Raw genomic sequence first — 18,144 nt, forward strand, 5'->3', positions numbered from 1 at the left:
ATTATATCCTCCCTTTTTTCTTCTGCGTTTCTTAAACTGATTCTTCTATGTATTGCTCAAACTGTTCCATAGACATCAGTACTTTTCTTGGTTTGGTACCTTCTTCTTCTCCTACGACTCCCGCCTCGGCAAGCTGATCCATAATCCGCGCCGCACGGTTAAACCCGATCTTAAACACCCGTTGGAGCATTCCGATCGATGCTTTGTCTTTTTCAATGATAAACTTTCCTGCATCTACAAAGTAGACATCTTTGTCGTCCTCGGAAGATGCTCCTCCCGCAGATACATTCTGATTACTATTCACCTGCTTCTGGATCTCTTCACTGTAGGCTGCGCCTCCGCTGTTCTCTTTTAGGAAATCAACCACTGCCTGGACTTCTTTATCAGAAACAAAAGCCCCCTGAACACGTACCGGCTTCTGATAGCCAGCCGGATAGAACAACATATCGCCTTTTCCAAGCAGCTTCTCCGCGCCATTCATATCAATGATGGTACGGGAATCCACACCGGATGATACAGAAAATGCTATTCTTGATGGCATATTCGCCTTAATCAGACCGGTAATGACATTAACCGATGGTCTCTGCGTTGCAAGAACCAGATGAAGTCCTGCCGCACGCGCAAGCTGTGCCAGACGGCAGATTGCCTCTTCTACTTCTCCAGGTGCAACCATCATCAGGTCTGCAAGTTCGTCTACGATGATTACAATCTGTGGAAGTTTCTGTGCTTTATTCGGATCATCAATATCTTTAATGTTCTCGACTTTATCATTGTAACCTTTCAGATCACGGACATTATACTCGGCAAAAAGCTGATAACGTCTGTTCATTTCCGCAACCGCCCAGTTCAAAGCTCCTGCTGCCTTCTTCGGATCCGTTACAACCGGGATCATCAGATGTGGAATTCCATTATATACACTTAATTCCACCACCTTTGGATCTACCATGATCAGCTTCACATCCTCCGGTTTTGCTTTGTAGATAATACTCATAATGATCGTATTGATACAGACAGATTTACCGGATCCGGTAGCTCCTGCGACAAGCAGATGCGGCATCTTTGCGATATCTGATACCACCACTTTACCTGAAATGTCACGACCTGTCGCAAATGCGATCCGTGATCTACTTTTCTTAAATTCATCTGATTCCAGAAGATCACGCAGCATAACTGCAGTATTTTCCTTATTCGGAACTTCAATGCCGACCGCTGCTTTTCCCGGGATCGGTGCCTCAATACGGATATCAGCCGCCGCCAGGTTCAGCTTGATGTCATCCGCAAGTCCTACGATCTTGCTGACTTTCACCCCCATCTCAGGCTGTAACTCATAGCGTGTGACAGAAGGTCCGCAGCTGATATTAGTGATTGTAACATTCACACCGAAGGTTCGAAGTGTCTTCTGGAGCTTTGCTGCTGTCTCCCGCAGATGCGCATCCGAATCTCCGGAGGTTTTACTTCCATGCTTCAACAGACTAAGAGGTGGAAAGCGGTATTCCCTGACCGGTTTCTCACTTTTTGCAATCGTATCTGCAACAGCAGCCACCTCTTTTGGGATATCTGCCTTAACTTTTGAATTTCCGGAGACCTGTCTTTTTATTCCGTCTTCTGTCTGCACCGCTGATAAATTTTCTTCAGCCACATCTGTCTGTATATCTTTACCGGACTCCGTCTTTTTTTCTGCTTCCTGCATCGCTCCTTTTAAGAACTTCGGGAGTTTTTCTTTCACCGGCTCAAGGGGAACCGGTTCCGGATCCGGGATCAGCTCTGTAGCAGAAAGGGGCATCGCACGATTGATCACTACATCATCCAGTGCAATTTTCCCAGTCTGTTCCATAATGTGCTTTGCAGCCGCTTCTTCTGCACCGGCAAGCACGCTGCTCATATCCTTCCGGCTGCGTCTGGTAGCTTTCTTTTCTGTGCTTTCCTTTGCTTCTTTTCCGGCTTTTTCTTCTGCTTTTTCTGCCTCGTTCTCTTTTCCTCCAACTGTCGAATTAAAGGAAACGCCGCTTACCTGATAATCAACACGCATAGCTTCCCGTCTTGCCCTGCGTTCCTCAGCCTCTTCTTTACGCTTCTGCATGTCCTCTCTGGCACGGTCATACGCTTTTTCCCCGCCGATCTTCATTCCTTTTAGAATAGACTTTTCTGTGATAAGGACTACACAGATCACCATTAAAATGATCACGACAACATATGTACCAACTTTACCGATTGCCGGCACCAGTCTGACCGCAATTGCCTTTCCGACAGATCCGCCTTTTTCATCAATCAGTTCAAAGAGCACACAGCACTGAACCAGTAATACAACGCCTGCAACAGTCTTAATATATGCGATCCTGTTTCCTTTATTGGAAACCACAAACGCGACTCCACAAAATAAAAGCAGTGGAAATACATACGCCATCCAACCCATCATTCCCTGCTGCAGTGCTGCAATCTTTCTTCCAAATGCACCTGCAAGTCCGAAATTGCTGATTGTGAGCAGAATCCCTACCGCAAGTGTCACCCAGATCAGAATCTCCGTTGCAAGAAATGATTCTTCCTGCGGCACAGCTTTTGATGTGGTATTCTTTCTGGTTGTCTTCGCAGATTTTGCAGACTTTGCACTTGTCTTCTTCGTAGGCTGCCGCTTTTTCGCCGTGCTCTGCTTTGCATTTTTCTTTGTTCCGGTTGTCTTTGAAGCCATCAAACTTCCCCCTTGTATTTATACTCTTTATCTTGTAATCAAATGACCGATTCCTTCTCCTCTCTCCCCAGATATAGTATCCGGAATCAGTCATCAAAAGTGTATACTTGTACATACTATTTTATTATAGCATCCTCTTCGCCTTATGTCATCTCATAATTTTTATCAGTATTTTCCATTTTTTCATCAATCATTTCATGCAATTTATTTAATGCATCTCTTATTCCGCCAACTTCGTCAATGAGTCCTTCCTCCACTGCACGTTTTCCTTCCAGCATTGTCCCCACATCTTTGACAAGCTGTGTGGAATCCAGCATCAGTTCTTCAATCCGCTCCTGTGACATTCCGGAATGCTCTGCAAGGAATCCGGTGATCCGGTCCTGTGTCTTTTCAATATTCCGCAGGCTTTGTGCCACACCGATGAACATTCCGCTTGTCCGCACCGGGTGAATGATCATCGTCCCACTTGGAACAATAAAAGAATAATCTGCCGACACAGCAAGAGGACCACCGATAGAATGACACCCTCCAAGTACCAGAGATACTGTCGGTTTGCTTAAGGACGCAATCATTTCCGCAATCGCAAGTCCCGCCTCCACATCTCCGCCCAGTGTATTTAAGAGAATCAGCACACCATCAGTCTGAACACTGTTCTCAATCTGTGCCAGCTTTGGAAGCAGGTGCTCATACTTGGTTGCCTTTGTACTGCCGGAAACCGTCTCATGCCCTTCTACTTCGCCGATGATCGTGAGTAGCTCGATCTGATGATTCCGACGTCGGTCAAGCGAAAGCATTCCCATTTCTTTAACATGTTCATCTTCTTCCTTTGTGGTTTCCGGCTCTGTCTCTCTGACTGCCTTTTCTTTATTTTCCATATTTTCTACAGTCTTTTCCCTGCTCTTTTTCTTGCGTATCTGGTATTCTTTTACATCCGTTTCTTCCTGTATTTTCATTGCCGCATTCCTCCGTTCTTTTTAGCTTAGTATGGACAATGCTTATGAAAATATGCAGGATTTTCGCCACAGAAATGAATCGCAGATTCTTGTACCGACACAAATCTGTACCTGATTCACTGTATACGCAAAAGAGAATGCGACTCGGCACATTCTCTTTGATTTAAACATTATGAAAATAAATATTTCCTGCGCAGGCTATATACCATATCCGTATAAATCTTGCGGCATGCCTCCAGATTATCGGATTCGATCATGGAAACACATGGGTGAAGATAACGGCTCCAGATATCTGCATATACATCTTCTGAATTTTCCATCCGGTTGATCCGGTTTACGATTGTCGGAGCAATATCGTAATACTCGGCAACAATTTCTTCGCCGCCTTTCTGATTCACCAGATATTCATCTCTGTATCTTCTCATCAGATTCAGTTCGTAACAGTCATCCGGTTTGCCAAGGCTTGCACATACGGCTGTAGTAATATAGCAGAGACGTGATTTGAAGCCTCCCTGGATCTGCTCGAATTCCGATTTACTGATCTTTAGTTCCAAATCATGATCATTCCAGCGTTCGATCATGCAGTCTACAATCTCTTCACAAGCATCCATTCTGCCATAACGGAACATCGGGATCACATACGTAACCATGCCCAGATTATATTTCATAAGTACATTTTCTTTTTTTCTTTTTGAACTTTCCTGCTCCAGTACTTTCCGCATTCTATCCGGCAGAACAGCAGCAATCTCTTCAATCTCTTCCTGTCTGTCTTCCGAATTCTCGCATTCCTGTGCAATCTCAGTAAAAAGCGGCTTATACTTCTCGTATGCATTTTTAAACGAATCCGCATAAGTCTTTTTATTGAAATCTCCGGAAATCGGAATAATCTGGTCAAACAGATCATTCAGTCCATTCTGTATACTCTGATTCATTCAGGTTCCTCCCGGAATCGATCCTATGCTTCTTCCCAGTTATGATATACTTCCTGTACATCATCATCATCTTCAAGAAGATCAAGCGTCTTCTGAATGTTCTTGATATCTTCTTCGTTGTCCAAAGTTACCCATGTCTGTGGAATCATTGTAACTTCTGCGCTTGCCATCGGAATACCCGCTTCTTCCAGAGCAAGACGAACCTCACTGAAATCATTCGGATCTGTAAGAATTTCAAAGCTGTCCTCTTCTTCCGAAAAATCTTCTGCTCCTGCATCCAGTGCCTGCATCATCAGATCATCTGCATCCAGTTCACATTCTTCTTTATCGACAATGATCTGTCCTTTCTGATCAAACATGAAAGAAACACATCCACTGGTTCCGATATTTCCTTTTCCCTTTGTGAAAGCGCTTCTTACATTAGAAGCAGTACGGTTACGGTTATCAGTAAGTGCATCAACGATGATTGCAGTTCCGTTCGGTCCGTATCCTTCGTATACGATGTGTTCGTAGTTGTTAGCATCTCCGTCTCCGGCTGCTTTTTTGATACTTCTGTCAATATTGTCATTTGGCATATTATTTGCTTTTGCCTTTGCAATCGCATCACGGAGTCTGCTGTTGTTAGCCGGATCAGCTCCGCCTCCTTCTTTGACTGCTACAGCGATTTCACGACCGATCTTCGTGAATACTTTTCCTTTTGCTGCGTCGTTTTTTTCTTTTTTATGCTTGATATTCGCAAATTTTGAATGTCCTGACATTACTTTTTACCTCTCTTCAGTATTTTTACTATTCTCAATTGTACTATTTTATCACTTTTTTGTCCTACTGACAAGGACTTTGCGTATTGTATTATTATCAACTGACAATACATGGAACAGATAGCCTCCGAATTCCACCTGACATTCTTCATCTTCCGAAGGAATTCTGTCCAGGCAGTCGATCAGATAACCATTGATCGTATCGTAATCTTCTTCGTTGAAACTGATTCCCAGAAGCTCTTCCAGATCCTCCAGCTGTGTCATACCATCCACGATATATGTACCATCTGCCTGTTTGATGATCAGCTCTTCTTCCTCATCATACTCATCCTGGATATTTCCAACGATTTCTTCTACAATATCTTCCATCGTAACGATCCCTGATGTCTGTCCATACTCATCCAGCACGATCACCATATGGCTCTTGTCCTGCTGCATCTGTTGAAACAGTTTGTCAATCGCCTTTGTTTCCGGGATAAATCCTGCCGGACGGATGGCATCCTTCAGATCGTGCACCGGTTTTTTCCTTGCCGGACCGTCCAGGTAGCTCTGCATAGCATCCCGGATATGAAGAATCCCCACAATGTTGTCAATATCTTCTTCATAAACCGGGAATCTGGATTTGTTCTCCTCCAGCATAAAGGTAAGTGCTTTTTCCAGAGATTCTTCTCCATCCAGTGCTACGATATTTTTCCGGTGCGTCATGATATCTTTTGCATCCGAATCCATATATTCAAAAATGTTGGTGATCATCTTCATCTCACGTCTTGTCAGAACACCTTTTTCATAGCCTTCCAGTACTTTTTCAATGATTTCTTCTGCAATTTTCTCTTTATCTTCATTGTCAGAAAATACATTTTTCATTTTCTGAAGTAAATTACCTTCCGTTTCCATTGCTTTCCATACTTCTCCTCTTTTATGTATGAAGCATCAGGCTGACGCACAGCGCTTCATCGACTTTTCTCATAAGCTCTTTGTCTACCCGGCACACGTAATCCTTCAGTCTCTGTTTATCGATAGTCCGAATCTGCTCCAGAAGGACAACAGAATCCTTGACGATTCTGTACCTTTTTGCATCGATTTCCACATGTGTCGGCAGCTTCGCTTTATTCATCCTTGAAGTGATCGCGGCACAGATAACGGTCGGACTGTGCCGGTTCCCGACATCATTCTGGATGACAAGAACCGGGCGCACACCGCCCTGCTCCGAACCGACTACCGGACTTAAATCCGCATAATAAATATCTCCACGCCTGATCTGCACTTCTTTCACACTCCGCTTATCAAGATACTTTCATTATTGCCAGCTTTCTCCTGCTGTATTCATATCTCTTTCGAAGTGCATCCCCGCATTTTAGAAATAATCGACCTGCTCTACAACTTTTCCGTCACGCAGATATTCCCTCGGAACACGTTTATTGATATCACAGATAAATTCATAGTTAAATCTGCCGCTCAGACCGGCAAGCTCATCTATTGAAAGATAAGCATCCCCATCGTGGCCGACCAGTGTTGCCCTGTCACCAAATTTCACATCCGGAATTCCGGTCACATCTACCATAAACTGATCCATACAGACTCTGCCAAGGATCGGTGCCTTCTGACCATGGATCAGAACATATCCTTTGTTGGAAAGACTTCGTGGGTATCCGTCTCCATATCCCGTCGGAATCGTGGCGATCTGCATCCTTTTCGGGGCAACAAAGGTGCCTCCGTAGCTGACTTCCGTACCCTTTTCAATCCATTTCACATAAGTCACATGCGCGATCAGCTCCATTGCCGGCCGGAGCGGAACTGCCTCCTTATTGACTTCATCTGACGGATACAGTCCATAGGTAGAAATCCCGGCTCTCTCCAGATTCATTCCAAGCTTTGGCATATCAATGATACTTGCACTGTTTGCACAGTGATAATAAGTAAATTCCATACCTTCTGCTGCAAGATGTTCTTTCATCCACAGAAAAGCACGGATCTGTTCCAGTGTCGTGGTCTTATCCGTCTCATCTGCCTTTGAAAAATGGGTAAACATTCCTTCGCAATCCGTATAAACAAGTCTGCCGATCTTAAGGATCTCCTCTACACTTTCTTTCGCTACCGGAAAGCCAAGTCTTGACATTCCTGTATCGATCTTAATGTGCAAATATGCCTTCTTCCCCATACGGTATGCGGTCTCATCCGCAAGCTTCGCAAGCTCATAGCTGTAGGTTGTCATGCGGATCTCATGACGGATCATCTCTTCCAGCTGGTCCGGGAAAATACATCCCAGGCAAAGAATCGGCTTCTGAATGCCGGCTTTTCTGAGTACAACACCTTCATCCAGAGTTGCGACCGCATAGCCCCAGACATAGTCCACATCTTCCAGCATTCTTGAAATCGGCACCGCTCCATGACCATAACCATCTGTCTTGATGACCACGACCATCTTGGTCTCTTTTTCTATATTTGCATGCATCATTTCCATGTTATACATCACCGCATCCAGATCGATCACCGCACGCAGTCTGCTGTATTTCTTCATTCTGTCATATCCTCCAATTCCTTAAGTGTTCTGCCGAGCATTTTCAAGAGATCACCCGCAAGCACACTGTAAGAGCCAAGTTCTTTTCTGGCATGATCTCCGCACAGACCATGCAGATAAACGCCAAGCACAGCGGCATCATCCGGTCTCATATGCTGTGCCATAAGTCCGGTGATCATTCCTGCAAGCACATCTCCCGATCCGGCCTTTGCCATTGCCGCATTACCGGTGGTATTGATCATAAGCCTTCCCTCTGGCGCTTTCACAAGTGTCCTGCTGTCTTTCAGTACACAGACAGCATGGACTTTTTCTGTATATTTCCTTAATAGCTCTCTTCTGTTGTCTTTTAATTCCTGTACGCTGTATCCGGTCAGTCTGGACATTTCTTTCATATGTGGAGTAAGTACATATCCGGAAGGATTCATCCGAATCTGTTCGATCCCCCACTCATCGGTCTTTGCCAGAAGGTTCAGTCCGTCCGCATCAATAACAGCCGGGGTTTTATTATTCTCAAGCACCTTTTTCAGTAATTCCTCCGAATGCGGTCCCATACCGAGTCCGCATCCAATACAGAGCACATCCGCCCATTCCAGCAAATCCGGAAGTTCTTCAAATGATTCTGTCTCATCCTGAGAATAGGTCGTCATTACCGCCTCCGGTAAAAGTTCCTGTAAGATTGCCCGGTTACTTTCCTCCGTATAAATCCGGACAAGACCTGCTCCCGAAAGATATGCTGCCCTGGCACTTAAATATGCTGCACCGGACATTCCTTTGCTTCCGGTAATCATCAGAACCTTTCCATAAGTTCCTTTATTAGAATCCGGTTTCCTTTGCGGCAGCATTGCCGGCACATCGGATTTTTCAAGTGCCATGCAGATTTCTTCTTCCGCAAAAAACTCCGGTCTGGTAATTCCGATCGGTGCTGTAACAAGCTTTCCTGTATACTCACATCCCGGATATAGGATCTGTCCCATCTTCTGAAACGCAAAGGTCACTGTAAGATCTGCTTTAAATGCCGTTCCAAGCACTTTTCCATCATCCGAACGGATCCCTGAAGGAGTGTCGACTGCCACCTTACAGGCAGTCATCCGATTCATCTGATCAATCACCTCTGCGTATCTGCCTTTTATTTCACGGGATAGACCAATACCGAATACGGCATCTATAATAACACTATATTCTTTCTGTGGCAAACTGTTTCCTACAGATATTCCCAGATTTTCCAGAATTTTCATCTGGATTTTTGTTTCTTCACTACGATGGTCATAATTTCCGACCAATACTACATCTGGATGATTTCCTTCTTCTACGAGCATCCTTGCAATTGCGAATCCGTCACCACCGTTATTGCCACTTCCACACACGACCAATGCTTTCGACAAATCTATGTCTTCTGCTTTCATCGCAGCCACACACTGAAGTGCCGCCCGTTCCATCAGGACAAGGGACGGGACTTGCATCTTCTGTATCATTCTCTGATCCGATCTTCTCATCTGATCTGCTGTCAGTATTTCTTTCATATCCGGTCTCCCATACATTTAATTTTCAAAAAGGTGCAGGAAAAAACTTTCCTGCACCTCTGCCTTCTGGTCTGCTTTGCCTACTTTCCTTCATGTTCTTCATTGTATCTGGTGATATTATAAGATAATCTCATCAGACTTTCAGACAAATGAACATTCTCCACAATAATATTATCCGGCAGATTCAGATCTGTATGCGCAAAATTCCAGATAGCCTTAACTCCATTATCTACCAGGAGATTGGCAACCTCTACTGCTTTTGTCTTCGGAATCGTAAGAACCCCGATCTCAATATCGTTTTCTTTCACAAAATCCTTCAATTCATCCATCATACGGATCTCAACTCCACGGATCGTCAATCCGGCAAGTCTTGGGTTTACGTCAAACAGCCCTTTTAAAACAAATCCCCGATTTTCAAATGCTGCATAGTTCGCCAGTGCCTGTCCAAGATTTCCTGCTCCAATGATAACGAATTTATGTTTCTCGTTCAGTCCAAGGATCTTACCTATCTCTGTATAAAGATACTTTACATTATAGCCATATCCCTGCTGTCCAAATCCACCAAAATTATTCAGATCCTGACGGATCTGTGAAGCAGTTACTTTCATTCTTTTACTTAATTCATTGGATGATATCCGTTCGACTCCGCTCTCCAGTAGTTCCCCTAAATAACGATAATACCGCGGAAGTCTCCTTATTACTGCCTGAGATATTTCTCTTGATGCCACTTTCACTTCCACCTTCCTATTTTTTGACTCATTATTTTTAATTATATAAGAATCCAGTGAAAAAGTCAAATTTTATAGTTGTTTTTTGTCGTATTTCAGCTATAATTATGTTACTGTGAGCAGTAACATAATTGCCACTTTAACAGGAGGATATAAAAATGATACTGGCATGTCATAATCTGTCAAAAAGTTTTGGGGATCAGGTCATCGTAAAAGACGGATCCTTTCATATAGAGAACCATGAAAAAGCTGCCCTTGTAGGTATTAACGGAGCCGGCAAATCCACGATCCTCAAGATGATCGTAGGACAGCTTTCTCCCGATGCAGGGACGGTTGTTCTTACCAAAGGCAAAACTCTCGGCTACCTTGCACAGCATCAGGAGATGGAAAGCGGCAATACCATTTACGAAGAAGTCCGCACGGCAAAAGCCGAAGTCATTGAGATGGAAAAGCAGATCCGTACAATCGAGATCGAGCTTCCGTCTCTTTCCGGAGATGCTCTTGAAGCACGTCTTGCCACTTATCAGAGACTGACTTCTGCATTTGAGCACGCAGACGGTTACGCCTATAAAAGTGAGCTTACCGGCGTTCTAAAAGGTCTCGGATTTACAGAAGAAGAATTTACTAAACCCGTAGATTCTTTATCCGGTGGTCAGAAGACCCGTGTATCTCTTGGCAAACTCCTTCTTACCAAGCCTGACGTCCTGCTTCTGGATGAACCAACAAACCACCTGGATATGAACTCCATCGCATGGCTGGAAACCTATCTTCTGAATTATCCGGGTGCTGTTCTTATCGTATCCCACGACCGCTATTTCCTGAACCGTGTGGTTACAAAGGTGATTGAAGTCGAGCAGGGACAGCTTCATACTTATATGGGCAATTATTCTGATTTTGCTGTCAAAAAAGAACAGCTCAGAGAAGCCAGATTAAAAGAATACTTGAATCAGCAGCGTGAGATCAAACATCAAGAAGCCGTGATCGAAAAGCTCCGTTCATTTAACCGTGAGAAATCCATCAAGCGTGCCGAAAGTCGGGAAAAAATGTTGGACAAGATGACACTTGTAGACAAACCGATGGAGATCAACACTGACATCCATCTGAAGCTGGAGCCTTCCCGTGTCAGTGGCAATGATGTCCTTTCTGTCAAAGGATTAAGCAAAGCCTTTCCGCCACAGACACTTTTCACCGATATCAGTTTCGAGATCAAGCGTGGGGAACATATAGCCATCATTGGCGACAACGGAACCGGAAAAACTACGCTTCTCAAGATTCTGAACAATGTGATCCAGGCAGACAGCGGTTCCTTTACACTGGGTGCCAATGTGGAAATTGGTTACTACGATCAGGAACACCACGTCCTTCATATGGATAAGACGATCTTTGAAGAAATTTCCGATGATTATCCGACACTTACCAACACACAGATCCGGAACATGCTTGCGGCTTTTCTTTTTACCGGAGATGATGTTTTCAAGCTGATCGGTGATTTAAGTGGTGGTGAAAGGGGACGTGTATCTCTGGCAAAGCTGATGCTCTCCAATGCAAATTTTCTGATCCTCGATGAGCCGACCAATCATCTGGACATCACTTCCAAGGAAATTCTTGAGCGGGCTCTGAACGATTATACCGGTACGATACTTTATGTATCCCACGACCGTTATTTCATCAACCAGACTGCCACCCGTATTCTGGAACTGACCGGCAATACCTTTGTAAATTATATCGGCAACTATGATTATTATCTGGAGAAAAAAGATCTTCTGACTCCGGCTGTTTCCACAGCTGCTTCCGAAGACGCACCGGCGCAGGTTTCCGAATCCAAACTAAGCTGGCAGGAGCAGAAAGAAGAACAGGCACGTCTCCGTAAAAGGCAGAACGACCTGAAGAAAACAGAAGAACGTATCGGTGTTCTGGAAACACGTAATGGCAAAATCGATGAACTGATGATGCAGGAAGAAGTCTATACGAATTCTGTTAAATGCCAGGAACTGGCAAAAGAAAAAGCAGCAAACGAAGCAGAACTCGAAGAACTCTATGAAAAATGGGAAGAACTGGCTGAATAAGCCAGTTCTTCCCATTTTCCTGTCAGAGATACGCCCTTCATGCATTCCCTGCTCTTTTTATAATCTTTCTGCAATCGCTTTAATAAACCCTTCACTGTTCAGTACATGTACCTCCGGAAGAGTTGTGATCATTGCCAGATCCTTTGTCATATAACCCTCTTCAATCGTATCAATCGTTGCTTTTTCCAAACGGTCTGCAAAATCCATCAGTTCCTGGTTCCCATCCAGTTCTCCTCTCTTGCGCAAAGCTCCTGTCCATGCAAAAATTGTTGCAACAGAGTTTGTTGAAGTCTCTTCCCCTTTCAGGTGTTTATAATAATGACGCTGTACTGTTCCATGTGCAGCTTCATATTCATAAAAGCCTTCCGGTGATACCAGTACAGATGTCATCATGGCAAGTGAACCAAATGCTGAGGAAACCATATCACTCATCACATCCCCGTCATAATTCTTACATGCCCAGATATAACCACCCTCTGACTTCATTACACGGGCTACCGCATCATCGATCAGTGTGTAGAAATATTCAATTCTCGCTTCGTCAAAAAGGTTCTTATACTCCGCATCAAAGATCTCCTGGAAGATATCTTTGAAAGTATGGTCATATTTTTTGGAAATGGTATCTTTTGTTGCAAACCAAAGATCCTGCTTTGTATCCAGTGCATAACTAAAACAGCTTCTTGCAAAACTTTCAATCGATGCATTGATATTGTGCATTCCCTGGATAATACCTGCTCCATCGAAATTATGGATCAGCTCTCTTGTCTCTGTTCCGTCAGGTGCCGTGTAGACCAGCTCTGCCTTTCCAGGTCCCGGAATCTTCATCTCGGTTCCTTTATATACATCCCCATAAGCATGACGGGCAATCGTGATCGGCTTCTTCCAGTTCTTTACACATGGTTCAATTCCTTTTACCACGATCGGAGCACGAAATACCGTTCCATCCAGAATCGCACGGATTGTTCCGTTCGGACTCTTCCACATCTCTTTGAGTCCATATTCTTTTACTCTTGCCGCATTCGGTGTAATGGTCGCACATTTGACTGCTACTTTGTACTTCTTTGTTGCATTAGCCGAATCAACTGTAACTTGGTCATCTGTCTCATTGCGGTGTTCCAATCCAAGATCATAATAATCTGTCTTAAGATCGATATACGGCAGAAGAAGATCATCTTTTATCATCCTCCAGAGAATTCTGGTCATCTCATCTCCGTCCATCTCAACAATCGGTGTCGTCATCTGAATTTTACTCATAACTTCGTCTCCTTTTTGGCTATTCTTCTTCGATATGCAGGTTCTCCATAACATGCATAATATGGATCGTTGCCAGATCGCCGGCTCTTTCCGCATCCTTCGCCTTGATGGCATTCAGGATCTCGTTATGCTCACCAATCGACTTGATCGCACGCTCTTCTGTCTTAACGGAAGTCCTTCTTGCAAGCTGTACATATTTGTGAAAATCTGAAAGCACATGATCCAGAATCCTGCTCTGTGATGCCTCATACAGAATCTGATGGAATCTTCCATCCAGCTCTGTCAGCTGATCGGAATGTCCTTTATCCATATGATACTCGGATAAAAGAATGATCTCATCCAGTTCTTCCAGCTGCTCCTGTGTAATATGTTCTGTTGCCCAACGGACGCATAATCCTTCCAGCATGGAACGAATCATATAAATATCATGTACATCCTTATCGGAAATACCGGTAACATAAGCTCCTTTATTTGGGATGATGTTCACCAGTCCCTCCAGTTCCAGCTGTCTAAGTGCCTCTCTTACCGGTGTACGGCTAACTCCAAGTTCCTTCCCCAATGTTGCTTCCCTGAGTTCGTCATTTTCTTCATACTTACCTTTCAGAATGTCATCTCTGATGGTCTGAAAAACCTGACTTCTCAATGAATACTCTTCCATTTTATCTCTCTCCTGAATTTCGTTAGATTGTAATCCCCTTTTCGTCACAGATTCTCTCAATCTCCCGGATTAGTTCCTGATCTGTGAGTACGGTCACACGGCCGGATTCATATTCCGCGTCAACCCACTTCTTCAATTCTACAACTAAAATGGAATTCTTGTCTACCTGTTTCTCATTTTTCAGGTGATAATATGTATTTATCCAGTGTGCAATACCTGCAAGACCGGAAGTATTTGACACAGCAACCAGCGGTGGACGGTTCAGAAACTTGCCGGTATCAAACACATTGTAGATTTCTTCGTTCTTTAACAGCCCGTCTGCATGGATCCCCGCACGGGTTACATTGAAATTCTTTCCGACAAACGGGGTACGCGGCGGAATCTGATATCCAATCTCTTTTTCATAATATTCTGCCAGTTCAGTAATCACCGTTGTATCCATACCATCCAGCGTTCCACGAAGCTGCGCATATTCAAAAATCATCGCTTCCAGCGGCGTATTGCCGGTACGTTCACCGATTCCAAACAAGGAACAGTTCACACCACATGCTCCATAAAGCCAGGCCGTTGTTGAATTGTTGACTGCCTTGTAAAAATCATTATGTCCGTGGAATTCGATCAGTTCACTCGGTACACCTGCATGTACTCTGAGTCCGTAAATGATACCCGGAATGGAACGAGGAATCACAGCCCCCGGATAGTTGACTCCGTATCCCATTGTATCACAGACACGGATCTTCACCGGAATCTGATATTCTTCCATCAGATGCATCAGTTCCAGACAGAATGGAATGACAAATCCATAAATATCCGATCTGGTAATATCTTCCAGATGACATCTTGGACTGACACCGGTCTCCAGACATTCACGTACAACTGACAGATAATGTTCCATCGCCTCTCGTCTTGTCATCTTCAGTTTATAAAAAATATGATAATCCGAACAGCTTACCAGGATTCCGGTTTCCTTCATTCCCAGATCTTTTACCAGTTCAAAATCCTTTTTATTTGCACGGATCCAGCTTGTGATCTCCGGGAACTTATAACCTCTTTCCATACATTTATATACAGCATCCCGGTCTTTCTTGCTGTATAAGAAAAATTCACTCTGACGAATCTTCCCCTGCGGACCTCCAAGCCTGTGCATATAATCGAAAATGGTTACAATCTGATCCGTTGAATAGGGTGCTCTCGACTGCTGTCCATCCCTGAATGTCGTATCCGTGATCCAGATCTCATCCGGCATACTGTGCGGTACAATACGATCATTAAACGCAATCTTCGGAATCTCATCATAATGAAACAGGTTCCGGAACACATTCGGTGTGTCCACGTCTACCAGCGGGTACATATGCTCCTCAAGTTGCAATAAATTTGTATGCTTATCCAGATAAACCTTCCTATTTTCCATAACCGTCACTCCCTGACCTGTATTTTTGTATTATTGTATACAACTATACCTTCGATGTCAACCCCATTTTCCTCATTTCGTGACTTTAACCCAGTATTTCATTCAATTAAAGTGCTAATTGGCTAAATTTCCGTATTTTTCCATCTATATCTCCCGTCTTTAACAAGCACCCAATCACATTTGCAGTCTCTATCCCCTCTCCCTCACTATGAAGCAGTCCTGCCCTTTTAACCAATGCCGTTCATTGGCCGGGCGAGAAAAATAATCTCTTCCAATCCTATTTTGTGCAATGGAGATGAAACTCAAAAATTATGGAAGCCTCTGCTGACATAATTTTCGCCTTCAGAGGTTCATCGGAATGGTTTGCACAACCTGGATTGGAAGAGATTCTTTTTCTCGCCCGGCCTAACAACCTTATTTTCAAAAAAAGACAGCCTCATCCCTCACCAGGGGATAAGACTGTCCTCTTAAACATTCTAATATAACTTCGCACTGATCAGCTTCGGTCTGAACCCGGCTGCCTCCAATGCCGCAATGATCCGGTTCTTATGATCGGTTCCAAATGCTTCCAGTGTCACACGAAGCTCCACAGCCGCATTCCGGTTAATACTTACAAACTGATTATGTTCCAGTTTGATCACATTTCCCTGCTCTTCTGCAATCGTCTGTGCCACTTTTACCAGTTCACCCGGTTTATCCGGAAGAAGTACCGATACAGAGAAGATACGGTCTCTCTGAATCAGTCCGTGCTGTACAACTGAAGACATGGTAATAACATCCATGTTCCCGCCGCTTAAGATAGATACTACTTTCTTACCTTTCAGATCCAGCTGTTTTAAAGCAGCAACGGAAAGAAGACCGGAGTTTTCTACTACCATTTTATGGTTTTCCACCATATCAAGGAATGCTCCGACCAGTTCATCGTCTTCTACAGTTACGATCTGGTCGACATTTTCCATGACGTATGGGAGGTTCTGTTCCCCGACTTTTTTTACTGCTGTACCATCTGCGATCGTGTTGGCACTTGGAAGTGTTACGGTATGTCCTGCTTCGATTGCAGCAGTCATACTTGCTGCTTCTGCCGGTTCCACACCGATCACTTTGATCTTTGGATTCAGCATTTTCGCAAGTGTAGATACACCTGTGATCAGTCCGCCGCCCCCGATCGGTGCAAGGATATAATCAACGGTCGGGAGTTCCTGGACAATTTCCATTGCAATCGTTCCCTGTCCGGTAGCTACATCCAGATCATCAAACGGATGTACAAAAGTATATCCGTACTCTTCTGCAAGCTCATAGGCCTTTGCACAGGCATCGTCATAGACATCTCCGTGTAAAACAACCTCGGCGCCATAGCTCTTGGTACGGTTTACCTTGATCAGCGGAGTGACAGTTGGCATAACAATCGTCGCCTTACATCCAAACGCTTTTGCCGCATATGCCACACCCTGCGCATGGTTTCCTGCTGAAGCTGTGATCAGACCTTTTGCACGATCTTCCTCAGAAAGTGTGCTGATCTTGTAATAAGCTCCTCTTAATTTGTATGCACCTGTGTACTGCATATTTTCCGGTTTCAAATAGACCTTCCCCCCGGTCTGGCTACTGAGATACTCACTGTAGATAAGCTTTGTCGGACGTGTCACACGTTTTACGATCTCGCTTGCTTCTTCAAATTTTTCCAATGTCAGCATATTATTATTCTTCTCCTTCTTCCTTCTTTTCTTCTGTTGTAAATAATGCCTGTACAAATTCGTCGGAATCGAATTTCTGCAGATCATCGATTGTCTCACCGACACCTATATATTTAACAGGAATTCCAAGCTCTGCCTGAATTGCAACTGCAATTCCACCTTTGGCCGTTCCATCCATCTTAGTCAGGATAATTCCTGTAATATCCGCAACATCACTGAATTCCTTTGCCTGTGAAAGTGCATTCTGTCCGGTCGTTGCATCCAGAACGACCAAAGTTTCCCTGTATGCTTCCGGATATTCTCTTTCCAGCACACGGTTAATCTTCTTCAGTTCCTCCATCAGGTTCTTTTTATTGTGAAGTCTTCCGGCTGTATCCACCAGAAGGATATCTGCCTTTCTCGCTTTTGCAGCCGCTACCGCATCATAAACGATGGCTGCCGGATCTGCACCTTCCTGTCCGCCGATCAGATCTGCATCCGAACGATGTGCCCATTCCTTTAATTGATCGCCCGCAGCTGCACGGAAAGTATCTGCTGCAGCAAGCACAACTTTCTTGCCCTGACCTCTCATCTTACCGGCAAGTTTTCCGATAGTAGTCGTCTTTCCGACTCCATTTACTCCGATCACCAGAACAACAGAAGTCTGGTTTTCAAATTCATAAGCTGTCTCGCCTACATCCATCTGCTCTTTGATACTGTCGATCAGGAGCTGTCTGCACTCAATCGGCTCTTTGATATGCTGTTCTTTTACTTTTTTACGAAGATCATCAAGAATCGCGTAAGTTGCTTTTACCCCCAGATCTCCCATGATCAGAACCTCTTCCAGTTCCTCATAAAAGTCCTCATCTATCTTTGAAAATCCATGAAAAATACTGTCCATTCCAGACACGATATTATCGCGCGTCTTGTTAAGTCCTGCTACCAGACGTTTAAAAAATCCCATTTTTTCTTCTGCCATCATATCCTCCT

General features: G+C 44.2%; 15 protein-coding genes. 1 reads left to right on the forward strand and 14 read right to left on the reverse strand.

Going from position 1 to position 18,144, the window contains the following annotated elements; all coding sequences use genetic code 11:
- Nucleotides 1–31 precede the first annotated feature (31 nt).
- The 9 genes from PGY05_RS00885 to PGY05_RS00925 form a co-directional block, all read right to left on the reverse strand.
- On the reverse strand, nt 32–2,686 hold the full coding sequence (locus PGY05_RS00885) for an FtsK/SpoIIIE family DNA translocase (RefSeq protein WP_195502527.1): 2,655 nt from the start codon (nt 2,684–2,686) through the stop codon (nt 32–34).
- Nucleotides 2,687–2,829: 143 nt separating this feature from the next.
- Nucleotides 2,830–3,561, reverse strand: coding sequence for a ClpP family protease (locus PGY05_RS00890; RefSeq protein WP_055260573.1), 732 nt, complete (start codon nt 3,559–3,561; stop codon nt 2,830–2,832).
- Between the two features lie 248 nt (nt 3,562–3,809).
- On the reverse strand, nt 3,810–4,571 hold the full coding sequence (locus tag PGY05_RS00895; RefSeq protein ID WP_195502528.1) for a CFI-box-CTERM domain-containing protein: 762 nt from the start codon (nt 4,569–4,571) through the stop codon (nt 3,810–3,812).
- 23 nt (nt 4,572–4,594) lie between these two features.
- Complete coding sequence (locus tag PGY05_RS00900) at nt 4,595–5,329, reverse strand: YebC/PmpR family DNA-binding transcriptional regulator (RefSeq protein ID WP_022219892.1); 735 nt, start codon at nt 5,327–5,329, stop codon at nt 4,595–4,597.
- Nucleotides 5,330–5,380: 51 nt separating this feature from the next.
- Complete coding sequence (locus PGY05_RS00905; RefSeq protein WP_243872203.1) at nt 5,381–6,193, reverse strand: hemolysin family protein; 813 nt, start codon at nt 6,191–6,193, stop codon at nt 5,381–5,383.
- Between the two features lie 52 nt (nt 6,194–6,245).
- On the reverse strand, nt 6,246–6,593 hold the full coding sequence (locus PGY05_RS00910) for a type II toxin-antitoxin system PemK/MazF family toxin (protein ID WP_022219890.1): 348 nt from the start codon (nt 6,591–6,593) through the stop codon (nt 6,246–6,248).
- 90 nt (nt 6,594–6,683) lie between these two features.
- Nucleotides 6,684–7,847 carry an alanine racemase gene (gene alr, locus PGY05_RS00915; RefSeq protein WP_118199448.1) on the reverse strand — a complete coding sequence of 388 codons (1,164 nt, stop codon included), beginning with the start codon at nt 7,845–7,847 and terminating at the stop codon, nt 6,684–6,686.
- Nucleotides 7,844–9,367, reverse strand: a complete 1,524-nt coding sequence (locus PGY05_RS00920; protein WP_117556712.1) for an NAD(P)H-hydrate dehydratase — start codon at nt 9,365–9,367, stop codon at nt 7,844–7,846. Before PGY05_RS00920 ends, alr begins: the two co-directional genes overlap by 4 nt.
- Before the next feature lie 80 nt (nt 9,368–9,447).
- Nucleotides 9,448–10,095 (reverse strand): redox-sensing transcriptional repressor Rex, encoded by a 648-nt coding sequence (locus PGY05_RS00925; protein WP_022219887.1) that lies wholly within the window; start codon nt 10,093–10,095, stop codon nt 9,448–9,450.
- A gap of 158 nt (nt 10,096–10,253) precedes the next feature.
- Between PGY05_RS00925 and abc-f the strand changes: the two genes are divergently transcribed.
- Nucleotides 10,254–12,161 (forward strand): ribosomal protection-like ABC-F family protein, encoded by a 1,908-nt coding sequence (gene abc-f / locus PGY05_RS00930; protein ID WP_270205072.1) that lies wholly within the window; start codon nt 10,254–10,256, stop codon nt 12,159–12,161.
- Between the two features lie 57 nt (nt 12,162–12,218).
- Here abc-f and PGY05_RS00935 read toward each other — a convergent pair whose 3' ends face one another.
- The 5 genes from PGY05_RS00935 to ftsY all read right to left on the reverse strand — a co-directional run bounded on the left by PGY05_RS00935 (nt 12,219) and on the right by ftsY (nt 18,133).
- A complete protein-coding gene (locus tag PGY05_RS00935) occupies nt 12,219–13,415 on the reverse strand; it encodes an NADP-dependent isocitrate dehydrogenase (protein WP_211133777.1) in 1,197 nt (398 codons plus the stop codon).
- 19 nt (nt 13,416–13,434) lie between these two features.
- Nucleotides 13,435–14,073, reverse strand: coding sequence for a GntR family transcriptional regulator (locus PGY05_RS00940; protein ID WP_195368145.1), 639 nt, complete (start codon nt 14,071–14,073; stop codon nt 13,435–13,437).
- A 22-nt stretch (nt 14,074–14,095) separates the two neighbouring features.
- Complete coding sequence (locus PGY05_RS00945; RefSeq protein ID WP_195250009.1) at nt 14,096–15,484, reverse strand: 2-isopropylmalate synthase; 1,389 nt, start codon at nt 15,482–15,484, stop codon at nt 14,096–14,098.
- 476 nt (nt 15,485–15,960) lie between these two features.
- Nucleotides 15,961–17,175 (reverse strand): threonine ammonia-lyase, encoded by a 1,215-nt coding sequence (gene ilvA, locus PGY05_RS00950; protein WP_008372180.1) that lies wholly within the window; start codon nt 17,173–17,175, stop codon nt 15,961–15,963.
- A gap of 4 nt (nt 17,176–17,179) precedes the next feature.
- The gene (gene ftsY / locus PGY05_RS00955; protein WP_022219882.1) at nt 17,180–18,133 is read right to left on the reverse strand and encodes a signal recognition particle-docking protein FtsY; all 954 of its coding nucleotides are present in this window, start codon (nt 18,131–18,133) and stop codon (nt 17,180–17,182) included.
- Nucleotides 18,134–18,144 lie beyond the last annotated feature (11 nt).

The organism is Coprococcus sp. AF51-11b1 (assembly GCF_027682785.1).
GTDB classification, from domain to species: Bacteria; Bacillota; Clostridia; order Lachnospirales; family Lachnospiraceae; genus Allocoprococcus; species Allocoprococcus comes.